Here is a 25,513-nt window from a genome sequence, read left to right as displayed (position 1 = left end):
GCAACACAAAAACCGATCTACACAGCTACCTCAGGGTTTGCGGTGTAGATCGGTTTTTTGTATTTTCATCGGGATTCAAATTCCGTTACTGTTTATTTCGGCCAGACAAAAAAACAATCCGCGCGCAACCTCACGGCTGCTGCGGATTATCTATCCATCCTTTGATCGTATATCCCATGTACATCACGGTCTCTCTTGCGAGAAAAGGAAACTTGCTGCGCCAGGTTCGATACGCCGTAGTTCGTGTCGGAGAGGGTACGGCATCCATACCCAGTCCGGCAGCCAGCTTCATGGCCCGTTTCATATGTAAAGGATCACTCACAATCGTATAGGTTTGATAACCGGCCTGTTCACCAATTGGAATTGAATTGACCAGGTTCTCCTCGGTAATTCTGGATTTGGTCTCTATGCGAATGTCCGCAGGATCTACTCCATGTGCGATGGCATACTTCTGACCCACTTCAGCTTCCGTATGTTCTCCATCATCACCTGACCCGCCTGTGAAAAGCAGATTACGAACGGTACCCTGACGGTATAATTCAATCCCGTGTTCAATACGTTCGCGAAATACAGGTGAAGGGTTATCCCCCGCCACGGCTGCGCCTAGAATGATTGCTGCATCCGATATCCTGGATGAATCCTCATCCGTATATGTAGATATACGGATTGCGGTAACCACAGTCCACAGGATTCCAACCAATACTACAGCCAGAACCGTCTTTAATATCCAGCGTTTCGTTATCCGTTTGCTTGTCATTCATCCTCTTCCAAAGCCCTTGCTTGCATACTCTCGGTATGCATACGCTCCAGCGTTTGCAGAGCTGCTGCGGATTCGGCATCCAGACCAAGCTCTGCGATCCAGGCACCCGTATATTGCTGAAGACGGATCTCCAACTCCTGTGCACGGTCTTTGAAATCCTCCAATTCCTTAATCATACGTGATCGTCCTTCCGGACTGAATGTCTCATGGATTCGTTCCTTGAAGTAGTGATGTACGATACGGTTACGTTGCTGCCATAACTCATTCAATTGAAGAGTCTCTTCCTCGGAAAATGTAAAATGATGGCGCACTTCGTGAATGAGCTGCCCCAGTGAACTGCTCATCTTTCGTTCGTACAGATCTTCCAGATCCTCTTCAGACACGGCTTTGCCCTGAGACATTTTCATTAATAAAATCAGATTGACCAGCTGCTGTTCAAGCGCCTGCCCGTAGTACACTGCCAATCCGTAATAGGCAAACAATTCCCTGGAGTGTTCGCTGTCCAGCATGTCACCATTCTGGATATCTGTATTTTGCATATGCGAGCGCCCCCTTCAACCGTACAATGTTAACTATTCCATGTCCCTCTATCCTAACCAAACCAAGAGCAACATTCAAGTTATCGGGAAGCGCGTCTTCTAACTCCGCAGATCTCTTCTTCCGGACAGCCACACATGGATGATTAGTAACCCTAATGCATAGAGCACAGTCCACAGCATAACCGAAACAAAAGAGTCCATCTTTGATTCATCAAATAACATCATCTCACGAACCAGATAAAAGGCTGGTGGAAGAATGCGGTAAAGCCATTCTAACGATTCAGGCAAACGTTCACTTAAGGAACCTTGGATAAACGATAGTAATAATACAATAATGAGAGCAGGCATACTTCGACTAAGCAAGGGAATGTACGATTTTTGAAAGAATACACTAATGCCTAATCCAAGCAGTGATAACCCCATATGTCCTAACCAAGTCATCATCCACTCCTCACCTGTGGGTTGTCTCTCAAACATTCCCGCGAACACGGGATACAGCACAGTGATTACGGTGAGCATGAATTGCATTATCCAGGCACAGATGAGTTGACTTGTTACCACCTTACGCCTGCTTCCTGCATGAAGGACGAGTAATTGATACTGCTTTGCAGGTTCGGTATTCATCACCATTACTCCGAGCCAAGCAGCTGCCAGAAATAACAGCATAGCCGTGACACTGTAACTGTCCGCAATAGGGTTGGGTTTGTAGGAATAGATCAGCAGCATGGCGATGATATAAAAGATAACCGGTGCAAAATATTTCTGTGAGCGAATGTGATGCCTTAACAAATATCGGGTCAGATAGATCATTTGGCTTCTCCCCCCGCATCATCCATGGAAGAGCTTAAGTCCACAGATTCTGTGACACCTCTACGACTCGCATGTACAGCTGGATGTTGTCCTTCCAGCAGACTTTCCATATGTAATTGACTTTCTTCCTGTTGTACAGACACAACCGAACCTCCGGATGCCAGAATCATTCTGAGGACATCATCTGTTGATTGTTGAACCACTTTCCAATCCCACAACCAGGAATTGGATTTCTCCGAGTTTGTATTACGAACTAAAGACAGCACTCCCGGTTGTTGTACAATAGATAGATCGTTAACCAGATCCTCTCCAGCTTTCGTCAGACTTTGAATACGTACAACGGGTTCGCCAGCTTGAAGTATATCTTCACGACTCCAGTAGCGGAGCACGCTGCCTTTTTTCAACACAATCACATGGTCTGCCAAACGTTCAATTAGCAACGGTTCATGACAAGCTGTAACGATGGATGTCCCTTCATCCTTCCATTGTCCCAATAAGGATACCACTGCCTCTTGAGCTGGAATATCCAAGCCTGATAAAGGTTCATCCAGTAGCAAAAGACCACCCGGTCCAGGTAACAGGGCCTGAATCAAATTTACTTTTTGCAGTGTGCCCTTGGATAATAAGGGTAACTTCTGATCAATCGCGGTATCCAGATATAAAAGTTCACTAAGTTCTCTAATCCGCCCACGCAGTACTTCGGGGCTAATGCCCCGAATTCGACCCATGTCCCACAAGTACTCTCCAGAGGTAAAGGGCAAACGTGGCAGGCCATCTACTGCATACCCATCAGAACCCTTCATTGTGCGCTGGATCGATCCTGTATCGGGTAACAAAATACCTGCCAACATACGTAGCAACGTGCTTTTGCCCGAGCCTTTTCTGCCAACAAGCACAGCACATTCGCCCTGTTTCACTTCCAGATTAATTTGATTCAGTACCTGAGTACTGCCTAATCGCTTGCTCACTTGTTGAAGCAACATGCCTCGACCTGATGAGTCTGGTACATCTTGATTGGCTTTCTTGAAAAGTCCACGTGTACTCCTTATCACCTGGGATCACATCCGCTCTGGAGCTTGCACACCTAGCAAATGTAAACTGTACGCGAGGCGTTCGGCAGTCCGTTTGGCCAATGCCACCCTGAAGGATCTTACATCAGATGACGCATCCGCAATGCGTTCGGCGTGATAGAAGCGGTTGAACGCTTGAGCGACATCTATTGTATATTTGGCAATGACCGAAGGCTCATTCCGATGAATTGCTTTTTCCAGATACTCGGGATAATCACCAAGCAGTTTCAGCAATGCCCATGAGGTATCTCCGATAGGGGATAGAGTGGTTACTGTGTTATTCTCACCATCCGCAAGGCTGGGGTTAGGCAGAGGGTTTTCATTTTCCACGCGGATCGCCTCTTCTGCCTTGGCAAGCACACTTTGAATCCGGGCATGGGTATACTGCACATAAGGTCCGGTCTCTCCTTCAAAACTCACCGCATCCTCCAAGGAGAAGTCCACATCGTTTAACCGACTATTACGCAGATCACCGAAGACAATGGCACCTACACCGACCGCCTCAGCCACCTTCTGAGGGTTCTCCAGATTCGGGTTTTTCTCCTGAATAATCTTTAGTGCACGAGCGACTGCCTCGTCCAACACTTCCTGCAAAAAGACGACTTTACCGCGACGGGTAGACATTTTCCGTCCCTCAAAACGCATTAATCCAAACGGGATATGTTCACACTTCGCAGACCATTCATGCCCCATCCGGGATAGGACCGCAAATACCTGCCGGAAATGTAACTTCTGCTCACCTCCGACCACGTATAACAACCGATCTGCCTTCATCACCTCATGACGATAGACTGCCGTAGCCAAATCCCGAGTAGGATAGATTGTTGTTCCATCTTTTTTGATAATCAGGCACGGGGGCATGTTCTCATCTTCCAGACGTACCACGAGTGCTCCATCACTCTCTTCAAGTAAACCTTTTGCCTTCAGTTCTTCAACCACTGCACCCATCTTGTCATTGTAAAAGCTCTCCCCCAGCGTATGGTCGAACTGCACATTCAGACGTTCATACATCCGGTTGAATTCCTTCATGCTCACTTCCACAAAGAACGCCCATAACCGCTGTGCTTCATCATCCCCTTGCTCCAGCTTGCGGAACCAGTCGCGTGCCTCAATCTCCAGAGAAGGATCGTTCTCCGCCTCATCGTGGAAGCGCACATACAGTTCCAGTGACGTACGGATCGGGTCTGCCTGCAACGCTTCATCATTGCCCCACCGTTTGTACGCTGCGATCTGCTTGCCAAACTGGGTTCCCCAGTCTCCCAGATGATTCACACTTACAGAGGTATAACCCGCTTCGTTATACAACCGATACAGTGCTGCACCGATTACAGTAGAACGCAAATGTCCAATTCCGAAGGGTTTTGCGATGTTAGGGGAAGACATATCAATCACAACACGTGAACCTTGACCAAGCTGAAGCTTACCAAATGCCGCATTCCCCAGTTCTTTCAGCAGATTCGGCGCGAGCTTCTCCCGATTAAAACGGATATTTACATACGGCCCGGCGGGAGTCGCTTCAATTCCAGATGCCTGCAATCCCGTTGCGAGCTCGGTCGCAATGACTGCCGGTGCTTTTTTTAATGACTTCGCTAATGCAAAACAAGGGAATGCTGCATCACCCATCTCCGCCTGTGGTGGGACTTCCAGTAATCTTAGAACCTCTTCTTCATTCAATCCCGTTAAAGGGGCAATATCGGCCGCAGCCTGCTTCATCAACATCCCAAACACTCCTTATCCATTCATTATTGGCTGGAAATAAACACAAAAAAGCTCTCGTCTCTAAATAAGAGACGAGAGCTGACTTAACAGTTCCCGCGGTACCACTCTAGGTGAACAGCTTACTCTTAATATGCATCAACATGCATACCAATAGAACCTGTTCCGCTCGATGCGTATAACGGTCGCAAGCCGGGTTACCCTCAGACAGATATGGCCTATCCCCAATCGGGATACGTACATCTTTTCGGATAACCATCTCACGGGTGCGGTTCACTCAGGTCATGTCATACCGGCTTCCACCTCTCCCGGCTCGCTGTCATGTATGGATCTGGCTACTCTCCCGATCATTGATATTCTTCGTTTCAATTCATTGCCATCATTATACATACCACGATCAGACTTGGCAACCTGCATTAAAAATCCCCTACTGAAAGGCAACACATAGGCACATCGTCTCAGATGCCTGTGTTCACTGCCTTCCCTTAGGGGACAACGGTCATTATCGGTTTTAATTATATATTCCAGTGAAATAATATTTACGCCACTGCTGCCATCAACCGGCAAGCTTCTGCACATCTGCGGCAAGCCTCTGCACATGCTTGGCAGTGATCATGGTGGTGTTTGCCACACTCTGCGGCGCAAGCTTCACAAGCTTTCACACACAATTCACATATTTCAGCAATGAAATCACTTCCACGTGTCATCGCTTGTGCAGCAAAACTGCAGATCTCCGCACATTCCCGATTCAAACGAATGCAATCACGCAGCATCGCCAGATCATATTCTTTCAGACTCGATATGTAACATACGTTGCATGCATTCATGCACTCCAGGCAAGCATCGATACATTGTTGATATTGTTGTTGTGTCATTTAAAGTTACCTCCCAGGCAAAGTTTGCTATGCATCTTAATACCCAGTTCGGAGGAATATTGAATCATCTAACCTACTTTATCGCTTCCAATTCCAGTAATTGGTCACGAATGACAGTTTGGTCAAAATGTTCACCTATAAACACAGCAACATTAGGGACCTCTCCCTGAGGTGTGATCTTCATGTAATCCGATTCACGGTAGGCATACTGGAACCAGAAACGGCTCGCCGTGTCACTAAACGATAAGATGCCTTTTGCTCGATACACATCCCGTGGCAAAGCAGATACAAATTGTTCAAACGCCTCACTGTTCACCGGATGACTGAAATAATGCGTATACACCATAACATGTTCGTGTGAGGCATGAGGAGCAGAATGCTCGTGACCGTGGTCATGACTATAGCTATGAGATGCGTCAGTATTCGTAGCATCGCCTTGGACTGTATGATCTGTATGCTCATGTCCATGATTGCAGCCATGTGTACCACAAGCTTCCGTATGCTCATGATGCTCTTGGTGAGCCGGCTTACCTGCTTCAGAAGCTGAATCACGCACGTGTACGTCTGCCCCGCTGCGAAGCAACAGATCCATCTCCACCTCACATTTGACCGTAGGGATTACAGGTGCGAAGCCATTCCATTTTGCCAAAAGCTGCTCCAGATCTTGCAGTTCCTGTGCACTCACCCGATCCGTTTTATTCAAGAGAAGCACAGACGCACAACGAATCTGCTCCTGCATTAGCTTGAAGGTCTGCCCCTTCTGCTCCTGATACAGACCAGATAGATGTGCTGCATCCACAACGGTAATGAGACTTTTCAGTTCCAACCGTATGTAAAGTGAAGTCTCCGTTACCGCATCCAGAATCTCCATTGGATTCGCCGCACCAGTTGCTTCAATGATGATAACATCAGGTGATTCCTCCTGAACGAGATCGGCAAGTTGCAATCCCAAGTCACCACGTACGGTACAACAGATGCATCCACCTAACATCTCTGTCATCGGAACGGTGGAATCCACAATCTGACCATCCAGATTGACTTCGCCTAACTCATTCATAACCACTGCGGGACGCAAACCCTGCTGTTGCCAATGTTCGATCAACTGAACAAGCAGTGTTGTTTTGCCACTCCCCAAAAAACCTGACAGTATATATACAGGTATGGATTGTTCTTTTATAATCGTTTCATTCATGCGTATACACCTCTCTGATTGTCCTTCTTGTAACCTAGTCTATCTATATCTAGCGAGTGTACACCATCCCGCATTCGTTGTGCAATAACGTTCAACTCTTCCCCAGTACATTGCCTGATTCTAACGGATGGTCTATGCTATGAGGACATGTTGATTGAAGGAGGAAGTTTCATGACTAATTCAGTGGAACAACATCGCCAGGAAGCCCCTGACACGGTATCGTGCATGATTGTTACAGTGTCTGACACACGAACTAAAGACACCGATACCAGTGGCCAGCTCATGCACCAGCTTTTGAATGAAGCGGGTTATCAGATTGTTGAATACATCATCACACCCGATGAGACGGAGAACATTCGAAGCATCCTGCAAGATGCAGCTGTTCGTGATGATATTGAAGCCGTGTTACTTAGCGGCGGAACAGGGATTGCACCCCGAGATACAACTTATGAAGCAGTATCCTCACTACTCGACAAGGAACTCCCGGGCTTTGGTGAGATCTTCCGTTTTCTCAGCTACACCGAAGATATCGGTTCCGCTGCCATCCTGAGCAGAGCCGTCGCTGGAACGATTGGACGAACAGCCGTATTCTCCATGCCGGGTTCCAAAGGAGCCGTCAAATTGGCCATGGAAAAACTCATTTTGCCCGAGCTGCGGCATGTGATGCGTGAAATATATAAACCCGTCTGAAAGATCAGACGGGTTTTCGGGTTTATTTTCTGCTGTACGGTAAGAATTGAAAGTTTTCTGTGCTCCCATCTTCTCTTACCTTAGTTGCCCCAGCACATGTTGGAACACCTGCATAACATCCTGTTCATACTTGTCCTTTTCCCCACCGGAAGCTGTATATACGAGTGAGACGTACCCTTTGCTGCGAATCGTTGTTCGGCCAAGCGCATTCTCCAAGACAGCCTCATCACGATTCTCACTATACATTTGTTTCATGCTGGCCGCCCGGGTTGTCGCATCACTGAAAATATGGACTTTCACGATGTGTCTGCCACTTCCATTCAACAAATACATATAAGAGACCCCACCATGGCCGTCATCGGCAGACATGTTATTCATCAGTTGAATGCCTTTTGCTTCAAAACTCTTACTGATCTCACTCACCAATTCACCGTTTAATCCGTGTCCTTGACTCTGTGCCCGCACATTTCCTTCATCTGTCGCTTCGCGGGTGTAGACCTTCCGCTCCTGTTCAATGGATGATGCCGAACAAGCCACCAGGGACCAGACACTCGTGATCAACACGCCACTTACAAGTACCGACTTCATTGTTCTTCCAACCAGACTTCGGCCTTTTCTACCAAACCACATGCCAATCCTTCCTTTCCAGCCACGTGTACTGTGACCCAATCAGGTAGAATTAGCATGTCTAAGGACTTAGAATCTTATGCGGATGGAAGATCTGATATCGTATTGACCACCGTACGACCTACTGCACCACCTTGGAGTATCGTCTCCAGCGTATGAGGCAATTGATCTAGAGAGATCTCCCGGATTCCCAGTTCCAGTGCGCGCTCCGGTTTCCATTCTCCGCCGAGCAGTTTCCACAATCGTTCCCGACGTTCCATCGGACAATATACAGAGTCTATACCAATAAGCTGGATGCCACGCAAAATAAACGGAAGTACCGTGGATTCAAAAGCTGTGCCTCCAGTTAACCCGGATACCGCTACGGCACCTCCGTATTGAATCTGTTTCAATCGCTCCGCAAGAGCCGGTCCTCCTGTTGGATCAACAACTCCCGCCCATAGCTGTTTCCCCATCGCTCCTTTAGCTGGAGCATCAGCTTCTTCACGAGTAATAACCTCTGAGGCGCCCAAGTTTCGGAGCAATGACTCCTCCTGATCCTTCTTGCCTGTGCTGGCTGTTACTTCAAAACCAAGTTTCGCCAGAATGGCAACTGCCATACTGCCAACACCACCCGTTGCACCCGTAACCAGAATCTTGCCCATCTCCGGTGTCACTCCAGCCTGTAACAGCGCATCTACCGAAAGTGCAGCCGTAAAACCTGCAGTTCCAATTGCCATGGCTTCTTTCTCATTGAGACCCGGTGGCAGAGGCACCAGCCATTCACTGCGCAGACGAGCATACTCGCTGTACCCTCCGTAATGGGATACGCCAGGTTCAAATCCTGTACTGATAACCCGATCTCCTGGTGCAAAACGTCCACTGACCGACTCCTCTACCGTTCCTGCCAGATCAATTCCCGGTACCATCGGGTACTCACGAACGACACCGCCTTTCTCAAGGGTAGCGAGTCCGTCTTTATAATTGACACTGGAGTACTGCACCTGTACCGTTACATCTCCATTTGGCAGATCTTCCTTCTTCAGTTGCTCTATAGCAGCTTTCACTCCGCCCTGTTCTTCTTTACGGACAACATATGCGTTAAAATGATTTTTCATCGATAGCCACTCCTTTTTTGGATTTTATATATTTTTCCATTAAGCACATGAATTGTTCGCATTCAGCTTAACGGCTCCTTTTACCTGTGGAATTCTTCAAATATTGATGATCAAACTCTGTCTCTCCTGAGCGTCAACAGATAGATTAGTGGACCCACAATAGGGATGATGCCTGCCGCGGTCCAAGCTGCTGAACGTCGACTCACTTTAGTATCCCTGTATATCGCAATCATGGAAAGTAAGGTCAGCAGTACAAAATCAATCGTCATGATATGTACAAAGGCAGATTGATTGAATGCTTCCATATATACAGCCGGATGACCTTGCGTCACGGCATAGAATGTTGCCCCCAGCGTTAACAGCAGAAGGACTACATGCGTCAGTTTGTGGGCTGCTACCCGTCCAATTCCCGACTCCCGCTGACGACCAAAATGCAAGCTTGCGTAACCCGAAGCTCTATTTGCGGATGATGACCATGCATAATAGGGAAGCAGGGCAAAAGCACCCAGTCCGAAAGAAAGTATGACAAACGGCCAAGCCGGAACACGGCCTCGTTCTTTCGCAGATGTTCTTAACAGCATACAGGCATAAACTGCCGGGAAAATACCTAACCACGAAAACACCGTAAGTAACCAAGGTTCTTTGCTTTGCAGGGTGATCAGTTCTTTGAATATCGGATCACTTCCAGGTGACTGCCCCGGTGCCAACAACAATGCATAGGCAATAAAAGCGATCCAGACCAGTCCTAATATCCATCTCATGTCTGCACCTCCTCTTACTTTCATCCCCTACAGCTACGGGATTGAAACAATGCGATGCAGAATTTGGCGGCTCCTGCGCTTTCCCGAGAAATAATTACTGCTTTCCCCCTACAACCTCTTGAATTGGGGATGACTATTATCCAGTATAGCCTGCTACCTTGGCAGTCTGTCCATGAGATTTCTTACATCACTGGTCCATCCCATAAGGATCATATAAGAATAACGTCTATCAACTATCGACGTACTTTCACAGAAGACAGACCGCGTATAGCGGAAATTTTGCTTGCGATCATCGAATCGTTCAACTCCGCTAAGAACGTATACATTTTATAGGCATCAAAAAGGCATAAGCCAGTATACCTCACTGGTTATGCCTCTCTGTAATTCTTATATGTGAATTATTCCTCTGTGGATTTCACATGTTCCGCAATGAGCTTCTGCTTCATATTCCATGCCGCAGGGCTGATGTTCACACGGTAGATCTCCGGGTTGAGCTTCCGTTGGTATTCAGGCCAGAAGAGGTTCATCTGTTCCCGGTGATACGCACGAATCTCATCCAGATTAGGCAGTTCATACACTTTACGTCCATTCACAAAGATTGGCTCCAGCATATTCACCGCTTCGTAGCGGGTAACCGTCTTTTTCAGGTAAGGGTGTAGCGGGTTGAACAGCTTGAGCGGTCCGCCCTGTAGCGGCTGCTCTTCCTCTGAATAGCAGATATAATCTGCAATCGCCTTGCCATGTTTCGGATCAATAATCCGGAACACTTCCTTTTTACCTGGAGTGGACACCTTTTCAGGATTGGCAGATATTTTAATCGTAGGCAGCATGGCACCGTCCACTTCACGCTCCACCAATTTGTACACTCCACCCAAAGATGGCTGGTCAGAAGCGGTAATCAACTGTGTACCAACACCCCATGTATCAATCCGTGCTCCTTGAGCCTTCAAGTTGAAAATCGTATTTTCATCCAAATCATTGGATGCAACAATTTTCACATAATCTAAGCCAGCCTCATCCAACATCTGACGTGCCTGAATCGACAAGTACGCTAGGTCACCACTGTCCAGACGAATCGCATTCATCTTTTTGCCTTGGCTCTCCAACTTCTTGGCTGTTTTGATGGCGTGAGGTACCCCACTGTTCAATGTGTCAAAGGTATCAACCAGCAGTGTAACCTGATCAGGCAACACTTTGGCATACACGTCAAACGCCTCCTGTTCGCTCATAAAGCTCTGTACCCAGGAATGGGCATGAGTACCTGCTGTTGGGATTCCAAAGCGCTCTCCGGCCAGCATATTAGACGTTGCATCGAAGCCTGCTACATACGAGGCACGTGCGCCCCAGATGGCAGCATCCGCTTCCTGCGCTCGCCGTGTGCCGAATTCAAGCAACGTATCCTGCTGCGCTACCTGTTTGATCCGCGAAGCCTTAGTTGCAATCAACGTCTGATAATTCATGAAGTTAAGTATCGCCGTCTCCACCAATTGAGTCTCCATAATGGAGCCTTCTACCCGAATGAGCGGTTCGTCAGGGAAAACAATTGCACCCTCCTTCATGGAATGAATCGTCCCCTGAAATGAAAACTGGAGCAACTCTTCCAGAAAGACCGGATCGTAATTTTCCTCTTGTTTGGATAAAAATTTGATGTCGTCCATCGTAAACCGAAGCTGGCTGATATAGTTCACTATACGTTCCAATCCGGCAAATACCGCATATCCGTTACCAAAAGGAAGTTTACGGAAATAGGCTTCAAATACCGCCTTCCGCTTGTGAGTACCATTCACCCAATGGGCGTACATCATATTGATCTGATATTTATCCGTATGTAAAGCCAGGCTAGTTGTCTGCATTTGTCTCATCCTCTCTGACTTCCGCTCGTGCCCCCAGATTTCATCTGTGAACACGGGTTAACATATGGAGACTCATTCTTCATGATTCTGTTCATCCGTATTAAACAAACAAGTCTCCCGTAAAAAACTCTATACACCATTCACCACATTCATCCGGTTCCTAACATGGAGTCAACCAAACATGACTATGGAGTAAATTAAGCCAAGACTGTCTCGCTCGCCTTAACCACCGAAGCACCAAGGCTGGAACGAAAATGTCCAAGTGCCCACTCATGCCCTGCCGGATTGAAGCTGGCAACGGCATCTTCGTATACCGTAATATGAAAACCTTTATTGTAAGCGTCCACTGCGGTATGCAATATGCAAATATCCGTGCATACCCCAATCAGTGCAATATCCGTTATACCACGTGCACGCAGTCTGAGTTCCAGATCGGTCCCACAGAATGCACTATATCTCGTCTTATCCATCCACTGTATATCTGTTTTCCGTTCTTCCATCACTTGGGCAAGACGACCATATAACTGTCTTCCCTCCGTATTTCTGATGTTATGAGGTGGGAAAAGTACAGTCTCCGGGTGATACGGATCATTCTCTTCGTGCAGATCCACAGCCATGATTACCTCATGTTTGTTCTTACAATAGGCCTCGGTTACAGCTGCAATCGTCTCTTCGATCTCTACTGCTGGCTGACCTACAGGCAAAGAACCTGTCACAAAATCCTTCGTAAAATCAATGACAATCAGTGCTTTCATCGTCAACACTCCCTTAGCCCAGAAATGGTTGATCCTGATTCAATCAGATTGACACATCTACACCTTATTACGTGTAGATGGACAGGCGTGGTACGAGTTCTGTAAAACGATATAACTGCGCCGGACGCTGCGAGTACTGGTTGGAACTCACCAGGTTCCCCTCTTCATCTCTTACTTCTTCCACAATGCCTTTACGGCTGCGGGTTGACGTAATCTTGCGAATGAAGTTTGGTTCTTCAAAATCCGGTACAACACTTTGAATAACCTGATATAATTCACTTAATGTAAAATCACGTGGCAGGAACTGACGAGCAATCGTCGTTTCCAGCATCTGCTGTTGAATACGTCGATAAGCATCTTCAATGATTGTTCTGTGATCAAAGGCCAGTTCCAGTTCTTGCAGCGCCTCCTGAATCGTGAACAACCCAACATCCTCAGCATCATCTGCCGCTTGGCGTTGATCCAGCATCCATTCTTCTACAAGCGCGAAAAATGCGTGTGAGATAATCCAGCCCCTCGGGTCACGACCCGGCTGACTGTATACATTCAAGTATTCCAGATGTCCACCGTCTACACCTGTCTCTTCCATCAACTCACGCTTAGCTGCACCGTAGATGGATTCATTCTCCTGACAAAATCCACCGGGTAATGCCCATCTACCTGCAAAAGGCCAGCCTTTGCGCTTGATCAGCATCACTTTCAGTTCCCGAATGGGAAGTGTCTTCGTCACCGTCTTGCGCTCCCGCTTGGTTAAGGTGAACATAACGATATCCGCAGGAACACCATCGGGGGTACGATATTTTTGGGAACTATAAGCACGTGCTGCTTGTTCGTCGCTCTCTGCATTGAAGTGTTCGTAGTTTTCGCTCATGGGCACCACCGACTATTTTCATTTTGATAATTTCATTATGACATAATAATATCTTTTGTCAACCGCAGGATTCATGCGTTACGTTCTCGGGCGTGCTATGCGGAATGTCGCCGTAGCCATACATCCCAACGTGCCCGATGCATCACGAACCTCCGATTGAGTCGTAACACTGCGTCCTGCTTGATGCAGTACCGTAGCTGTCACCGTTAATTCCCCTTGTTTCATTGGTGCAAGAAAATGTACGTTCAGATTTGTTGTCACACAGCCGTCTACTTCCATTGCTGCTGTTGCAACCATACCCATCGCCTGGTCCATCAGTGAAGTCAATACACCCCCATGAATAATCCCCATGGAGTTGGTATGATGTTCGCCTGCTGTCAACGCAATCTGTACTTCTTTTCCGTCTCCTTTAATATAACGACAGCCGAGAAATCCCCAGAATCGTCCGTCTCCGTCTTCCACCATTTTGTCCAAAATACTCATTATTCATTTCTCCTTTATTCACTGTACGTATCAAGCTCTCTTGATGTCATGTGCCTTTATCATTAAAAATCAGCCGCGCCACACAAAATAACCCCACAGCGTGGAGCTTTGCTTGGAATTATATTCCGAGTACTTGGCGATAGCCACTCCACATTAACGGTTATGTAATGTCAAAAAAGGCGCGGACAGCGTCCGCACCCTTCCGTCATTTAACCGCAACTGGTCGGAGGTGAATCCGTTCCAGCCTCCACGTTTACTTTTTCAGAAACCGTATCCCGGATTACAGAGATCACTAGTTGAAGCAAGTAGTTGATGTCGCTCTGGCTCTGCTGGAATTCCGTAACCAATGGAATACTGTCCAGTTCGCTTTGGAGATCTTCAATTTCCTGTTCAATTTTGCTGACCATCTCCACATTTTTGAAGCTTTCAAAAGCAACAATCTCTTTTTGTTTTTTCTTGATCGTTGCAATCAACTGCTGGATGCGCTCATGATCCCGAATTTTGGTTTCAGCCTGTTGAAACTGTCTAACTTCCTCACTCGTTCCGAGCATATCAGCCAATTCTTTGGCTTTTCCCATAATGTCGTCGCGTATGACCAGATTGCGCGTATCGTAGGTTGGCATTCCATAATGGTTGTACTGCACTTCTTCCTGCGCCACTGAAATCGCTCCATTCTATGAGATGATATAAGATGAAAACTCAATGTTGCATTAAGCTCAGTCGACTGCTGAGTGACCGCTGCGGTGTCGGATCGTTCTTTTGATCGCTGTTGTCTCCGAATTTTTTCGATTAAGATTGTTCAAGGTTAAAATTCGGAGACAAAGGCGAACGCTTCGCTTCTACAGAATCGATTCCGTCACCTTCGCTACGCTCGGCGTAACCCCGCTAAGTGCAAAAAATCATTCATCTTATTTGTGTGTGTGTATTACTGATTGGCAGCTACCGGCTCGGAGAGCAGGTTGCCCCGAATATAAAAAGTCATCGGATCGGTGATTTCCACTTGTACGAAAGTACCGATCAAATCTTTAGGTCCTTCAAAATGCACCAGCTTGTTGCTGCGTGTACGTCCTGCCAGAACTTCGGAATTCCGTTTGCTCTCGCCTTCAACGAGCACTTCAACGATTTTGCCGCGTTGCTCTTCATTGCTTCGGTGGCTGTATTCGTTGATCGTTTCGTTCAAGCGCTTCAAACGTTCCTTCTTCACTTCCATCGGTACGTTGTCTTCCATCACTGCAGCCGGTGTACCTTCACGCGGGGAATAAATAAAGGTATAGGCAAAATCATACCCTACTTCACGGACAAGGGAAAGTGTATCTTCAAACTGTTCTTCCGTTTCCCCCGGAAAACCAACAATAATATCCGTTGTTAACACAACATCCGGGATGGCCTTTTTAATTTTGTCAGCCAGCTTCAGATAGTGTTCCCGGTTATACTTGCGGCTCATACGTTTGAGTACTTCTGAACTGCCAGATTGCACCGGAAGATGAATGTGCTCCACCAGATTTCCGCCCTTGGCCAGCACTTCAATCAAGTGGTCATCAAAGTCACGTGGGTGACTGGTTGTAAAACGTACCCGCGGAATATCAATTTGGCGAATGGCATCCATCAAGTCACCAAAACTGTAGTTCAGGTCGGTGAAGTCCTTGCCGTACGCATTCACATTTTGACCAAGCAGCGTGATCTCCTTAAAGCCTTGTCGTGCCAAATCACGTACTTCGGCAATGACATCTTCAGGACGACGGCTACGTTCTTTGCCCCGCGTAAACGGAACGATGCAATATGTACAGAACTTGTCGCAGCCATACATAATGTTCACCCAGCCGCGCATACCCTCACGTTTCTTCGGCAGGTTCTCAATGATGTCGCCTTCCTTGGACCACACCTCAACAACCATTTCTTTGCTGAACAACGCTTCCTGGATTAGATGTGGCAGTCGATGCACGTTATGTGTACCAAAGATCATATCCACAAATCCATGCTTCTGCATGATTCGGTTGACGACGCCTTCTTCTTGAGACATACACCCGCATACGCCAAGTAACAATCCCGGACGTTCGAGTTTCAGCGTTTTGAGGTGACCAAGCTCACCAAATACTTTATCTTCCGCATTTTCTCGTATGGCACACGTATTGAGCAGAATAATATCAGCTTCTTTGCGATTCTCTGTTGCCTGATATCCCATAGACTCAAGCAGTCCTTTGATGGTCTCCGAGTCATGCTCGTTCATCTGACATCCATACGTATATACAATATAGTGTTTGCCTTTCCCTATGTTTTTCAGTTCATCGGGAACGGCATTTTCGTAAAGCACCTGGACGTCTTCCTTGCCCCGTTGTTTCTCCTGACGATGATTGGGTTCCGATTTGATGTTAATCTCACGGCCCCGGATTCTTATCTTTTTGCTGAATTCATCTTGCGAAATTACTTTGGCATCGGAGAAATCAAAATATTGGGAGTAATCCTTTTTTGAGTCTTTAGCCATTTCCTTCGGTCACTCCTTACAGCCTCTATTAATAAAAAATCGTTCATTCATCCCTGTTCCACATGAAAATCTTGCTTGGAACATTAAAAGAGCATTACAGCAAATTATAGCATGAATTGGGCTGTAGTTCCACATCCAAAGCGCATGTCCCTTCGTCTAATCCGAACCATGCCATGCTCAGAAGAACACTCAGAAAACACAAAAACCTGAGCCTTGCCATCAGGGCTGGAATTAACCGGCCCCTGTTGGCTGTGCTCAGGTTTAAATGTTATTCAGACCGCCATAATTGGGGGCTGAAGCTATTACATGTAATTAATCGATGATTTCAGCAGTGTCGCCATTACGAGCGCCAGCAGCGTTAGCTTCATCAGTATCAATATGCATGTCCAGTGCAAAAGAATCGGATACACGAGCCAGTACATTTTCCAGTACAAGACCGCGATCTCCACCCAGACGAACTTTCAACATTTGTTTGTCCTCGATACCCCATTTAGCAGCATCAGAAGTATGGAAGTGAATGTGACGAGCAGCAACGATAACACCTTTATCAATCGTAACTTCGCCAGCAGGACCTTTAATTGTGATTCCTGGTGTACCTTCAATGCTTCCAGATTCACGTACAGGTGCTTTAACACCAATCGCAAATGAATCTGTCATGGAGATCTCCAGTTGCGTTTCAGGGCGAACAGGTCCAAGGATACGCACTTTATCAAACTGTCCTTTCGAACCAATTACCGCTACAGTTTCGTTAGCAGCGTATTGGCCAGGCTGGGACAGAGGTTTAAATTCAGTCAGTTCATAACCTTTGCCAAACAAAATTTCAACGTGCTCTTGGGATACATGAATGTGACGGGCAGATACGCCCACAGGTACTGTTTTACTCATTGTAAATTCACTCCTTGTTTATCTATGGCCTGTACTCAGGCTCTTAACAATCCAATGGTATTATACCCCTTTTTGGAGTGAAATGAAAACGAACTGGTGAAAATTCATGAAATACACTTATTTCACCATCATTCCCCTCCTTTATTTGGAAAACAAGTTTCAATTCAACCCATTCAACGCACACACCAGTTCACTATTTCATGGAATTCCCCTTCATCTGCATCTTCGGTTTGCTCTCTGGCAAGTGTTCCCCCAGATAACTCATCGCATTCCCCCACAACCAGCCACGAACCAGATGTTCATCATAATGCTTGAGCAGGATTTCCGTCAGTCTCGGATAATGTCCTGAATGTTCAAGTCTCTGAATATACGTTGAAATTCCATCAAAATCAGACCCCATCATCAGGTGATGCTGCCCGCCGAGAGAACAGAATTGCTCAATATGAGGCAGCAGATCTTCTATACGTACCTCACCCTCCTGCTTTACAAACCAGGGTACAAACGTCAGTCCAATCCGCCCTTTCCGGGCAATGATAGCCTGAATCTGATCGTCTTTCAGATTACGCACATGGGGACATACACTGTAACTGTTGGAGTGGGAGGCGATAAAAGGACGTTTACTCAAGTCAGCCAGTTCCCAGAAACCTTTCTCTGTCAGATGTGACACGTCGAGCAGCATTCCGATTTCATTACACTGGCGCACCAGTTCCTTCCCCTTCTCGCTCAGACCTGCTCCACGCTTCTCCATTACTCCGTCAGCCGCCCAATTGGCATAATTCCACGTTAGTCCAATAATTCGAACGCCCATCTGATAACATAACTCCAGATAGAACAGGTTGCCCTCCAGGCCATCCACACCCTCCAGTGTGATTAATCCCCACGGCCCCCCTGTTTGCCCCACCTGAGCCACCTGTTCACGCCATAACAACGTCTGTGTGCCGCCAGGCCGCTCCTGACTTCTCTCCACACGTCTACGATAAATCTCCAACTGCCCCATCACATGTTCAAACTTGCCTCTGCCAAGTACTTCGGGTAAATAGATGGCGAACGCCTGCAATCCTACATTCCCCTCTTTCAAACGTTGCAAGTTCACATCCAGTTGTGGAGCATTTTCAAATGAAAGGGCAGGCTGCATCAAAATTTTGCTCAGTGCATCACAGTGAAAATCAGCTACACGCCAATCAGACATGGACATCTTAAACCCTCCTCAATATGTGATTGCAAAAAAACGCAAAAAAACCTGTCTACATCGTAAACAGGTTCAATGCATACTGCATGTATTATCTGGGCTCCACAATCAGCTTAATGGCCGTTCGGTCCTCGCCGTCGATCACAATGTCTGTAAAAGCTGGAATACAAATCAGGTCAACTCCGCTTGGTGCTACAAATCCCCGGGCTATCGCTACCGCTTTAATGGCTTGGTTCAGTGCTCCCGCTCCAATTGCCTGCAGTTCAGCATTTCCACGTTCACGAAGAACCCCTGCAAGAGCGCCGGCTACAGAATTAGGATTGGACTTTGCTGAAACTTTTAATACATCCATGGTAAGTACCTCCCTGGGAATGTTGAAAGTTTGTTTCCACTTACTAGATGTTATTCGCGGGAGGCAAAAAAATTCCTTCTTTTTAGACGGGTTTCCCTGCAAATTGGGACAATACCCCTATTCCATGCGCCACTCGTCCTCCGTCAGACGAATTTTTTCGATGCGTGTTGCCGCACCTGTGGCTTCATCAATTTCAACAAAAACACCGTGGAAGTGCCATTTGCCATCATCTACAACGAAACGTACAGGTAGCTGGGTGTAGAACTTACGCAGCACGGCCTCACGCTCCATACCCAATATGCCGTCACGAGGTCCTACCATGCCCGCATCCGTCAAGTAAGCTGTTCCTCCAGGCAAAATCCGATCATCATTACTCTGTACATGGGTATGTGTACCTACAACGAGAGACGCACGTCCATCCAGGTGCCATCCCATGGCAATCTTTTCTGACGTTGCTTCAGCATGCATATCAACTAAAATACATTTATGGTCTTGGCGTAGCTCATCTACAATTTCATCAGCTACACGGAATGGACAATCCAGAGCAGGCAGGAACGTTCTTCCTTGAAGATTGACAATCGCTAGCTCTTTCCCTTCGCCTTTGACAACCGTGTACCCTCGTCCTGGTGTGCCTGGTGGAAAGTTCGCTGGACGAATCATGCGGGGCTCATCATCTATAAAATCAAAAATATCCTTATTGTCCCAAGTATGATTACCAAGTGTAATACCATGTACACCCCAGTTGAAAAACTCATTTGCGATTGCACCGGTAATGCCACGACCTGCTGCCGCATTTTCACCATTCACAATCACCACATGTGGCTTATACTTTGATTTCAGGTACGGTAAATTTTCCTTTAATGCCTTACGTCCCACGTTACCTACAATGTCACCAATAAACAAAACTTTCATTGATTACTGCCTCCTCAATTCCTGCAAAGTCCTCTTACTTCAAATGTTGAACCTTTGCAGGACTCTATCTCATGCTCCATAATGTGTAGTTGCCTTTTAACAGGCTATCAACAGGAAAAGTGGCCCACTACTGCGGCCACTTTTCCGTAATGCTCTATTTTGCGTATTCAACCGCACGGGTTTCCCGGATGACGGTGACTTTGATGTGACCCGGATAGTCGAGTTCATTCTCAATCATCTTCGTGATGTCACGGGCTAAGCGGAAGGCTTCAGCATCATCGATCTTCTCAGGCTGTACCATAACGCGAACTTCGCGTCCGGCCTGAATGGCGTACGATTTCTCGACACCTTCGAAGGACTCTGAGATTTCTTCCAGCTTCTCCAGTCGTTTGATATACGTTTCCAGCGTTTCGCGGCGTGCGCCTGGTCTTGCTGCGGAGAGCGCATCTGCTGCGCCAACCAACATGGCAATGACCGAAGTCGCTTCGCAATCTCCGTGATGGGACGCGATACTGTTGATTACAACCGGATGTTCTTTGTATTTCTTCGCCAGTTCCACGCCAATTTCGACGTGTGATCCTTCCACTTCGTGATCCAGCGCTTTACCGATGTCATGCAATAGACCTGCACGTCTTGCCAGAGTTACGTCTTCTCCCAGTTCGCCAGCCATCAGTCCAGCCAGATAAGCGACTTCCATGGAATGTTTCAAGACGTTCTGACCGTAACTTGTACGGAACTTCAACCGGCCCAAAATTTTGATCAGATCCGGATGCAGACCATGCACGCCCACTTCAAAGGTAGCTTGCTCACCGTATTCACGGATGCGCTCATCCACTTCTTTGCGGGATTTCTCAACCATCTCTTCAATCCGTGCCGGGTGAATACGTCCATCAGCCACCAGTTTCTCCAGGGCAGTACGGGCGATTTCACGGCGAATCGGGTCAAAGCCCGACAGAATAACAGCTTCTGGCGTATCATCGATAATGAGGTCAATCCCTGTAAGGGTTTCAAGCGCACGGATGTTACGTCCTTCACGACCGATAATCCGGCCTTTCATTTCTTCATTTGGCAGGGTAACAACAGATACCGTTGTTTCCGCTACGTGGTCAGCCGCACAGCGTTGGATGGCGAGTGTAATAATCTCGCGGGACTTTTTGTCCGCTTCTTCCTTCGCTTGTTGTTCAATGTCCTTGATCATTTGAGCCGTCTCATGACGAACTTCCTGTTCTACGTTGGACAGTATGATACTGCGTGCGTCTTCCATGGTGAGGTTGGATATACGTTCCAACTCTGTCACCTGGTTTTTGTAAATCATTTCGATCTGCTGCTGAGTCTCATCAATTCGTTTCTCTTTGTTAGCCACTTGCTCTTCTTTACGTTCGAGTGATTCCAATTTTTTATCCAGCGACTCTTCTTTTTGCAACAATCGTCTTTCTTGTCGTTGAATTTCATTCCGACGTTCACGAGTGTCTTTTTCAGCTTCAGCACGAATGCGATGGATTTCATCCTTCGCTTCCAGCACCGTTTCTTTCTTCAGTGCCTCTGCCTCTTTCTTCGCGTTCTCCACGATTTGTACGGCAGCTTGTTCCGCACTAGAGATTTTAGCCTCTGCAAGAGATTTGCGAATAAAATACCCTACTCCGAACCCAATGATTAGCGCGGCCACAACGAGAGCGATCATGATTGCAGGTTCCATACTGTTCACCTCCTCGTTGGTTCCTCCAAGGCATTCCTTGGGTTAATTTGCAGTTTTCAAACCTTACATATGTTTGGGAATAACGAATACTCACGGCGATCCCCCGCCGATTTTCATTTCACATGTACATGTTTCCACGTACTATTCACTGTTTCCAGCGAACCCATAATTAAGAATGGTATAAATCTTAAGAAACCGAAACCGCTTTTTTGGAAGGAAAAAGGGTTGTCCATTTCTTACAGACTCATGTCCATTTTAGTATTTGACGAAAGAAATTGTCAAGAGAATGCAGTATAGAGACTCTAGTCTGCTAATCCCATAACAACGCTTCGTCATCTTCAGGGTCCCCAGCCTCATCTTCTTCAATTAAACAATTCACGACCCGGCGCACCATATCCATTGAAAAACCACGTCTCATTAGGAAGGGAAGCGTTTTATTTTTCTTCTCTTTGACGTCCCCTTTGACCTGATTCCATTTTTTTCGTCCGGCACTCAAAGCAGTCTCAAATTCCGCATCTGTACTAATCCCTTCTAGTGCCTCAACAATGAGATCATTGGCAATGCCCTTTTGACGCAGCTCTTGCCTTATCCACAGTTTTCCCTTCCGCTTGCCCTCCATACGCTGTCTTGTCCATTCCTTCGCAAATAGATCGTCATCCACCAGGTTCTCCCGCTCAAGCCGATCCAGCGCCTCTTCAATCAAAGGTGCAGCAAACTCCTTCTGACGAAGTTTCTGACTTAATTCATGGCGTGTGCGCGGTTTATGCTCCAAAAAGCGCAGAGACTGTGCATACGTCCGCTGTCGCTCGTCAGCTAGAATGATATCTTCCAGATCCTTCTTCATAAACGTATTACCTTGAGTCATCCTGTATTTAATCATCACATCTTCAAGAACCGTAATGGAGTGGATGCCAAAAGTGATTCGATAACGAGCTTGCCTGCTCTTCGTTCGTTCTACACGTGTAATAATAAGTTCTTCGTTGTCCGGAAATTGGGATAGGCCATCCTGTTCTGCTTCTTCATATAAATCCTCGTCATGTTGATCCATTCTGGTCTCCCCTTTCATAACATTTTCATTCTGACTACGCCAAACACACCTTCACATAAGACAAAGAACACCAATAATACAAAAGACCGGGAACTCTGCCCGGCCTTTACTCCACAGTTAGCGTGCTAACAGCCCCTGTCCATTGGGACAGGGGCTGTTAGACAGCACGAGTACTCCCACTACAATCCATTATCCAGATTGATCCAAGCTCAATCAGATAAGTTTACGGAGTCCAGTGGGGAACACCCTCAGAGTCCTCCCTACAAGGGAGGTTTTGAGAGATTACTCGTTGATTTCAAACAGTTCTTGTTCTTCTGCTGCTTCTTTTTGTTGCTCTTCACTCGTTGGCGCAGGGACTGCAGTAACCAAATTACTGGCTACACGAATTTTTTGTTCAATGATGTCAGCAATATCTTTATGCTCTTTCATGAACTGCTTTGCGTTCTCACGACCTTGTCCTAAACGCTCGCCTTCGTAGGAATACCATGCACCACTTTTATTAACGATGTCCAGCTCTGTACCAATGTCAATGATACTGCCTTCTCTCGAGATACCCTCGCCATACATGATATCTACTTCCGCTTGTTTAAACGGAGGTGCCACTTTGTTTTTCACAACTTTAATACGAGTACGGTTACCAATCATGTCATTGCCTGATTTGATACTCTCAATACGACGCACATCCAGACGTACTGTGGAATAAAACTTCAGAGCACGACCACCAGGTGTTGTTTCCGGGTTACCAAACATAACGCCGACTTTCTCACGAAGCTGGTTAATGAAGATTGCGATTGTTTTGGATTTGCTGATTGCACCAGACAGTTTACGCAGCGCCTGAGACATCAAACGCGCTTGCAAACCAACGTGTGAATCGCCCATTTCGCCTTCAATCTCTGCTTTTGGAACCAATGCGGCTACAGAGTCAATAACGACGATATCTACTGCACCACTGCGTACAAGAGCTTCTGCAATTTCCAGCCCTTGCTCACCCGTATCTGGCTGAGACAGAAGCAATTCATCAATATTAACACCAAGTTTACTTGCGTACTGTGGGTCAAGAGCATGCTCGGCATCGATAAATGCAGCTTGTCCACCCGCTCTTTGTACTTCAGCGATAGCATGCAATGCTACGGTTGTTTTACCAGAGGATTCAGGTCCATATATTTCAACAATACGGCCTTTAGGCAAGCCGCCTGTTCCTAATGCAATATCCAAAGCCAAGGAACCACTGGGAATAATTTCCACATTCATATGAGTGGACTCACCCAGTTTCATGATGGATCCTTTACCAAATTGCTTCTCTATTTGACGGAGCGCCATATCAAGCGCGGCACGACGGTCTGACAATAAGCTCACACCCTTTACTGTTTATAAGATAATGATACCTTGTTTTAACACGTTTGCCAAGCTTTTTTTCGAACATACATTCGTTTTTTTGTAAAGGCCGAGGCGCCTCTTCCTCAAGGAAACTTTCCATTAAACAGAAAAAAGAACCGTAAACAAGGCTGTAAAGCCTAATTCTACGGTTCTTCCGTCTTCCTTAATTATACTTGCTTGGAACTGTAAATGCAATCGAAGCTATTAACTAATCAATCCATCGCCACAAGTTTTTGCCATAAGCGATATAGAATTGCTTTGGCTGAACGAATGCGAACCGTCTCGCGATTACCATTAATACGCAGCTCATGGATTTCCGTCTCTTTTCCACGTTCTGCAAGAGCGATGAAGACAAGTCCGGGTGGCTTGCGTTCCGAATATCCCGGTCCAGCTACACCGGTAACAGCCAAGCCAAAATCAGCATCGCCAATCATGCGGATCTGCTCAGCAAGCACTTTTGCAACCTCAGGACTTACCGCCCCAGGTGCATCTTCACCCTCCAGATAATCATGAGGCACATTCAGCAGCTTTTCTTTAATTTCATTGGAGTAACAAACAATACCACCTTTGAGCATTGATGCACTTCCGGGTACAGAGGTCAGACTCTGCATGACAAGCCCTCCTGTACAGCTCTCAGCAGCGCTGAGCGTCAGCCCCATGTCAGACATCATAGTTACAATCGTGTACTCTATAGGCACATCCTCGTTCGCGTAGAGATGTTCTGTCAAACGTTCCCGAATCTGAACCTCCATCGCATCCAGCTTCAGCTTCGCCTCTCCCTCACTCGCAGCCTTTGTGGAGACACGTACCGTAACTTCGCCTTCGCTCGCGTAAGGAGCAATCGTAGGGTCTGTCTGCGCGTCAATCAGATCCAGAAGTCGATCTTCCAGAGCAGATTCACCAATACCTGCGAATTTGAGCATTCGGGAATAGATCGGCATCTCTTCTGTGAGTACATGCTGGAACAGCCAAGGTTTGACTTCCTGTTCAAACATTGGAATCAACTCTTTAGGTGGTCCAGGCATCACAACATAATATTTGTCATTGTCAGAAATCGCATTTCCTGCCGCAAGGCCCGTTTCATTGGCCAGAGGTGTTCCGCCATCAATAACGATCGCCTGACGTCGGTTATTCTCTGTCATATCCACATTACGATCTCTGAAAAAGCTCTCAATTTTGTCCATTGCCATTCGATCTGTATGCAGGTTCCGGTTAAGAACAGCTGCGAGCGCATCCTTGGTCAGATCATCTTGTGTAGGTCCGATGCCACCGGAAAATAAAATAACGTCTGCACGGCTCTGCGCAATACGAATAGCTTCACTAAGTCGGTTCAGGTTATCCCCAACCACCGTTTGGAAATATACATCGATCCCCATCGCAGCCAATTCACGGGATAGGTATCTGGCATTGGTATTGACGATTTGTCCAAGCAGTAGCTCTGTGCCAACTGCAATGATTTCTGCCTTCATTGAG

General features: G+C 46.8%; 27 protein-coding genes. 1 reads left to right on the top strand and 26 read right to left on the bottom strand.

The annotated features are described in order from the left end of the window. Positions 1–130 precede the first annotated feature (130 nt). The 9 genes from MHI48_RS11860 to MHI48_RS11820 form a co-directional block, all read right to left on the bottom strand. Positions 131–757 (bottom strand): YdcF family protein, encoded by a 627-nt coding sequence (locus MHI48_RS11860; protein WP_047842529.1) that lies wholly within the window; start codon positions 755–757, stop codon positions 131–133. Next, a complete protein-coding gene (locus MHI48_RS11855; RefSeq protein WP_051447120.1) occupies positions 754–1,299 on the bottom strand; it encodes a hypothetical protein in 546 nt (181 codons plus the stop codon). Before MHI48_RS11855 ends, MHI48_RS11860 begins: the two co-directional genes overlap by 4 nt. A gap of 99 nt (positions 1,300–1,398) precedes the next feature. Further along, positions 1,399–2,109: a hypothetical protein gene (locus MHI48_RS11850; protein WP_405144031.1), complete on the bottom strand. Its 711-nt coding sequence runs from the start codon at positions 2,107–2,109 to the stop codon at positions 1,399–1,401. Beyond that, positions 2,106–3,161 (bottom strand): ATP-binding cassette domain-containing protein, encoded by a 1,056-nt coding sequence (locus MHI48_RS11845; protein WP_405144029.1) that lies wholly within the window; start codon positions 3,159–3,161, stop codon positions 2,106–2,108. The genes MHI48_RS11850 and MHI48_RS11845 overlap by 4 nt, the downstream gene beginning before the upstream one ends. 6 nt (positions 3,162–3,167) lie before the next feature. Then, on the bottom strand, positions 3,168–4,898 hold the full coding sequence (argS, locus tag MHI48_RS11840) for an arginine--tRNA ligase (RefSeq protein WP_405144027.1): 1,731 nt from the start codon (positions 4,896–4,898) through the stop codon (positions 3,168–3,170). Positions 4,899–5,004: 106 nt separating this feature from the next. Then, positions 5,005–5,172 (bottom strand): hypothetical protein, encoded by a 168-nt coding sequence (locus MHI48_RS11835; protein ID WP_165790056.1) that lies wholly within the window; start codon positions 5,170–5,172, stop codon positions 5,005–5,007. Positions 5,173–5,177: 5 nt separating this feature from the next. Then, complete coding sequence (locus MHI48_RS11830; protein ID WP_256704105.1) at positions 5,178–5,312, bottom strand: hypothetical protein; 135 nt, start codon at positions 5,310–5,312, stop codon at positions 5,178–5,180. Positions 5,313–5,434: 122 nt separating this feature from the next. Beyond that, complete coding sequence (locus tag MHI48_RS11825) at positions 5,435–5,770, bottom strand: four-helix bundle copper-binding protein (protein ID WP_036609230.1); 336 nt, start codon at positions 5,768–5,770, stop codon at positions 5,435–5,437. A gap of 73 nt (positions 5,771–5,843) precedes the next feature. After that, positions 5,844–6,962 (bottom strand): CobW family GTP-binding protein, encoded by a 1,119-nt coding sequence (locus MHI48_RS11820; RefSeq protein ID WP_405144024.1) that lies wholly within the window; start codon positions 6,960–6,962, stop codon positions 5,844–5,846. A 171-nt stretch (positions 6,963–7,133) separates the two neighbouring features. Here MHI48_RS11820 and MHI48_RS11815 point away from each other — a divergent pair, with 171 nt between their 5' ends. Next, the gene (locus MHI48_RS11815; protein WP_036609234.1) at positions 7,134–7,652 is read left to right on the top strand and encodes a molybdenum cofactor biosynthesis protein B; all 519 of its coding nucleotides are present in this window, start codon (positions 7,134–7,136) and stop codon (positions 7,650–7,652) included. A 75-nt stretch (positions 7,653–7,727) separates the two neighbouring features. Here the strand turns inward: MHI48_RS11815 and MHI48_RS11810 are convergent, their stop codons facing one another. The 17 genes from MHI48_RS11810 to MHI48_RS11730 all read right to left on the bottom strand — a co-directional run bounded on the left by MHI48_RS11810 (position 7,728) and on the right by MHI48_RS11730 (position 25,509). Then, a complete protein-coding gene (locus MHI48_RS11810) occupies positions 7,728–8,282 on the bottom strand; it encodes a hypothetical protein (protein ID WP_405144022.1) in 555 nt (184 codons plus the stop codon). Positions 8,283–8,356: 74 nt separating this feature from the next. Continuing rightward, entirely contained in the window at positions 8,357–9,376 is a 1,020-nt protein-coding gene (locus tag MHI48_RS11805; RefSeq protein WP_405144020.1) for an oxidoreductase, read from the bottom strand. A gap of 110 nt (positions 9,377–9,486) precedes the next feature. Then, the gene (locus MHI48_RS11800) at positions 9,487–10,137 is read right to left on the bottom strand and encodes a hypothetical protein (RefSeq protein ID WP_405144018.1); all 651 of its coding nucleotides are present in this window, start codon (positions 10,135–10,137) and stop codon (positions 9,487–9,489) included. Positions 10,138–10,535: 398 nt separating this feature from the next. After that, positions 10,536–11,990 (bottom strand): nicotinate phosphoribosyltransferase, encoded by a 1,455-nt coding sequence (locus tag MHI48_RS11795; protein ID WP_405144016.1) that lies wholly within the window; start codon positions 11,988–11,990, stop codon positions 10,536–10,538. A gap of 197 nt (positions 11,991–12,187) precedes the next feature. Then, the gene (locus MHI48_RS11790) at positions 12,188–12,745 is read right to left on the bottom strand and encodes a cysteine hydrolase family protein (protein ID WP_036609245.1); all 558 of its coding nucleotides are present in this window, start codon (positions 12,743–12,745) and stop codon (positions 12,188–12,190) included. A gap of 67 nt (positions 12,746–12,812) precedes the next feature. Beyond that, entirely contained in the window at positions 12,813–13,616 is an 804-nt protein-coding gene (locus MHI48_RS11785; RefSeq protein WP_036609248.1) for an NUDIX domain-containing protein, read from the bottom strand. A gap of 78 nt (positions 13,617–13,694) precedes the next feature. Beyond that, positions 13,695–14,099, bottom strand: coding sequence for a PaaI family thioesterase (locus tag MHI48_RS11780; protein WP_036609249.1), 405 nt, complete (start codon positions 14,097–14,099; stop codon positions 13,695–13,697). A 209-nt stretch (positions 14,100–14,308) separates the two neighbouring features. Next, positions 14,309–14,722 carry a RicAFT regulatory complex protein RicA family protein gene (locus MHI48_RS11775; protein ID WP_197997748.1) on the bottom strand — a complete coding sequence of 138 codons (414 nt, stop codon included), beginning with the start codon at positions 14,720–14,722 and terminating at the stop codon, positions 14,309–14,311. 302 nt (positions 14,723–15,024) lie between these two features. Further along, positions 15,025–16,581, bottom strand: coding sequence for a tRNA (N6-isopentenyl adenosine(37)-C2)-methylthiotransferase MiaB (miaB, locus tag MHI48_RS11770; RefSeq protein WP_036609253.1), 1,557 nt, complete (start codon positions 16,579–16,581; stop codon positions 15,025–15,027). A gap of 312 nt (positions 16,582–16,893) precedes the next feature. Further along, positions 16,894–17,466 (bottom strand): phosphate propanoyltransferase, encoded by a 573-nt coding sequence (gene pduL / locus MHI48_RS11765; RefSeq protein ID WP_017689107.1) that lies wholly within the window; start codon positions 17,464–17,466, stop codon positions 16,894–16,896. 193 nt (positions 17,467–17,659) lie between these two features. Next, positions 17,660–18,661, bottom strand: a complete 1,002-nt coding sequence (locus tag MHI48_RS11760) for a dipeptidase (RefSeq protein ID WP_340032691.1) — start codon at positions 18,659–18,661, stop codon at positions 17,660–17,662. A gap of 85 nt (positions 18,662–18,746) precedes the next feature. Further along, positions 18,747–19,007: a stage V sporulation protein S gene (locus MHI48_RS11755; RefSeq protein WP_007430104.1), complete on the bottom strand. Its 261-nt coding sequence runs from the start codon at positions 19,005–19,007 to the stop codon at positions 18,747–18,749. A 117-nt stretch (positions 19,008–19,124) separates the two neighbouring features. Next, the gene (locus MHI48_RS11750) at positions 19,125–19,919 is read right to left on the bottom strand and encodes a TIGR00282 family metallophosphoesterase (protein ID WP_036609256.1); all 795 of its coding nucleotides are present in this window, start codon (positions 19,917–19,919) and stop codon (positions 19,125–19,127) included. 154 nt (positions 19,920–20,073) lie between these two features. Next, positions 20,074–21,615: a ribonuclease Y gene (rny, locus tag MHI48_RS11745; RefSeq protein ID WP_339169623.1), complete on the bottom strand. Its 1,542-nt coding sequence runs from the start codon at positions 21,613–21,615 to the stop codon at positions 20,074–20,076. A 310-nt stretch (positions 21,616–21,925) separates the two neighbouring features. Next, complete coding sequence (locus tag MHI48_RS11740) at positions 21,926–22,663, bottom strand: regulatory protein RecX (protein WP_074094594.1); 738 nt, start codon at positions 22,661–22,663, stop codon at positions 21,926–21,928. 282 nt (positions 22,664–22,945) lie between these two features. Further along, entirely contained in the window at positions 22,946–24,010 is a 1,065-nt protein-coding gene (gene recA / locus MHI48_RS11735; protein WP_036609261.1) for a recombinase RecA, read from the bottom strand. Positions 24,011–24,252: 242 nt separating this feature from the next. After that, the gene (locus tag MHI48_RS11730) at positions 24,253–25,509 is read right to left on the bottom strand and encodes a competence/damage-inducible protein A (RefSeq protein WP_405144011.1); all 1,257 of its coding nucleotides are present in this window, start codon (positions 25,507–25,509) and stop codon (positions 24,253–24,255) included. Between the last annotated feature and the right edge of the window lie 4 nt (positions 25,510–25,513).

Source organism: Paenibacillus sp. FSL H7-0942 (assembly GCF_045040715.1).
Classification (GTDB): domain Bacteria; phylum Bacillota; class Bacilli; order Paenibacillales; family Paenibacillaceae; genus Paenibacillus; species Paenibacillus amylolyticus.
Note: the sequence above shows the minus strand (reverse complement) of the source record. Positions and strands in the feature narration are given on the sequence as shown.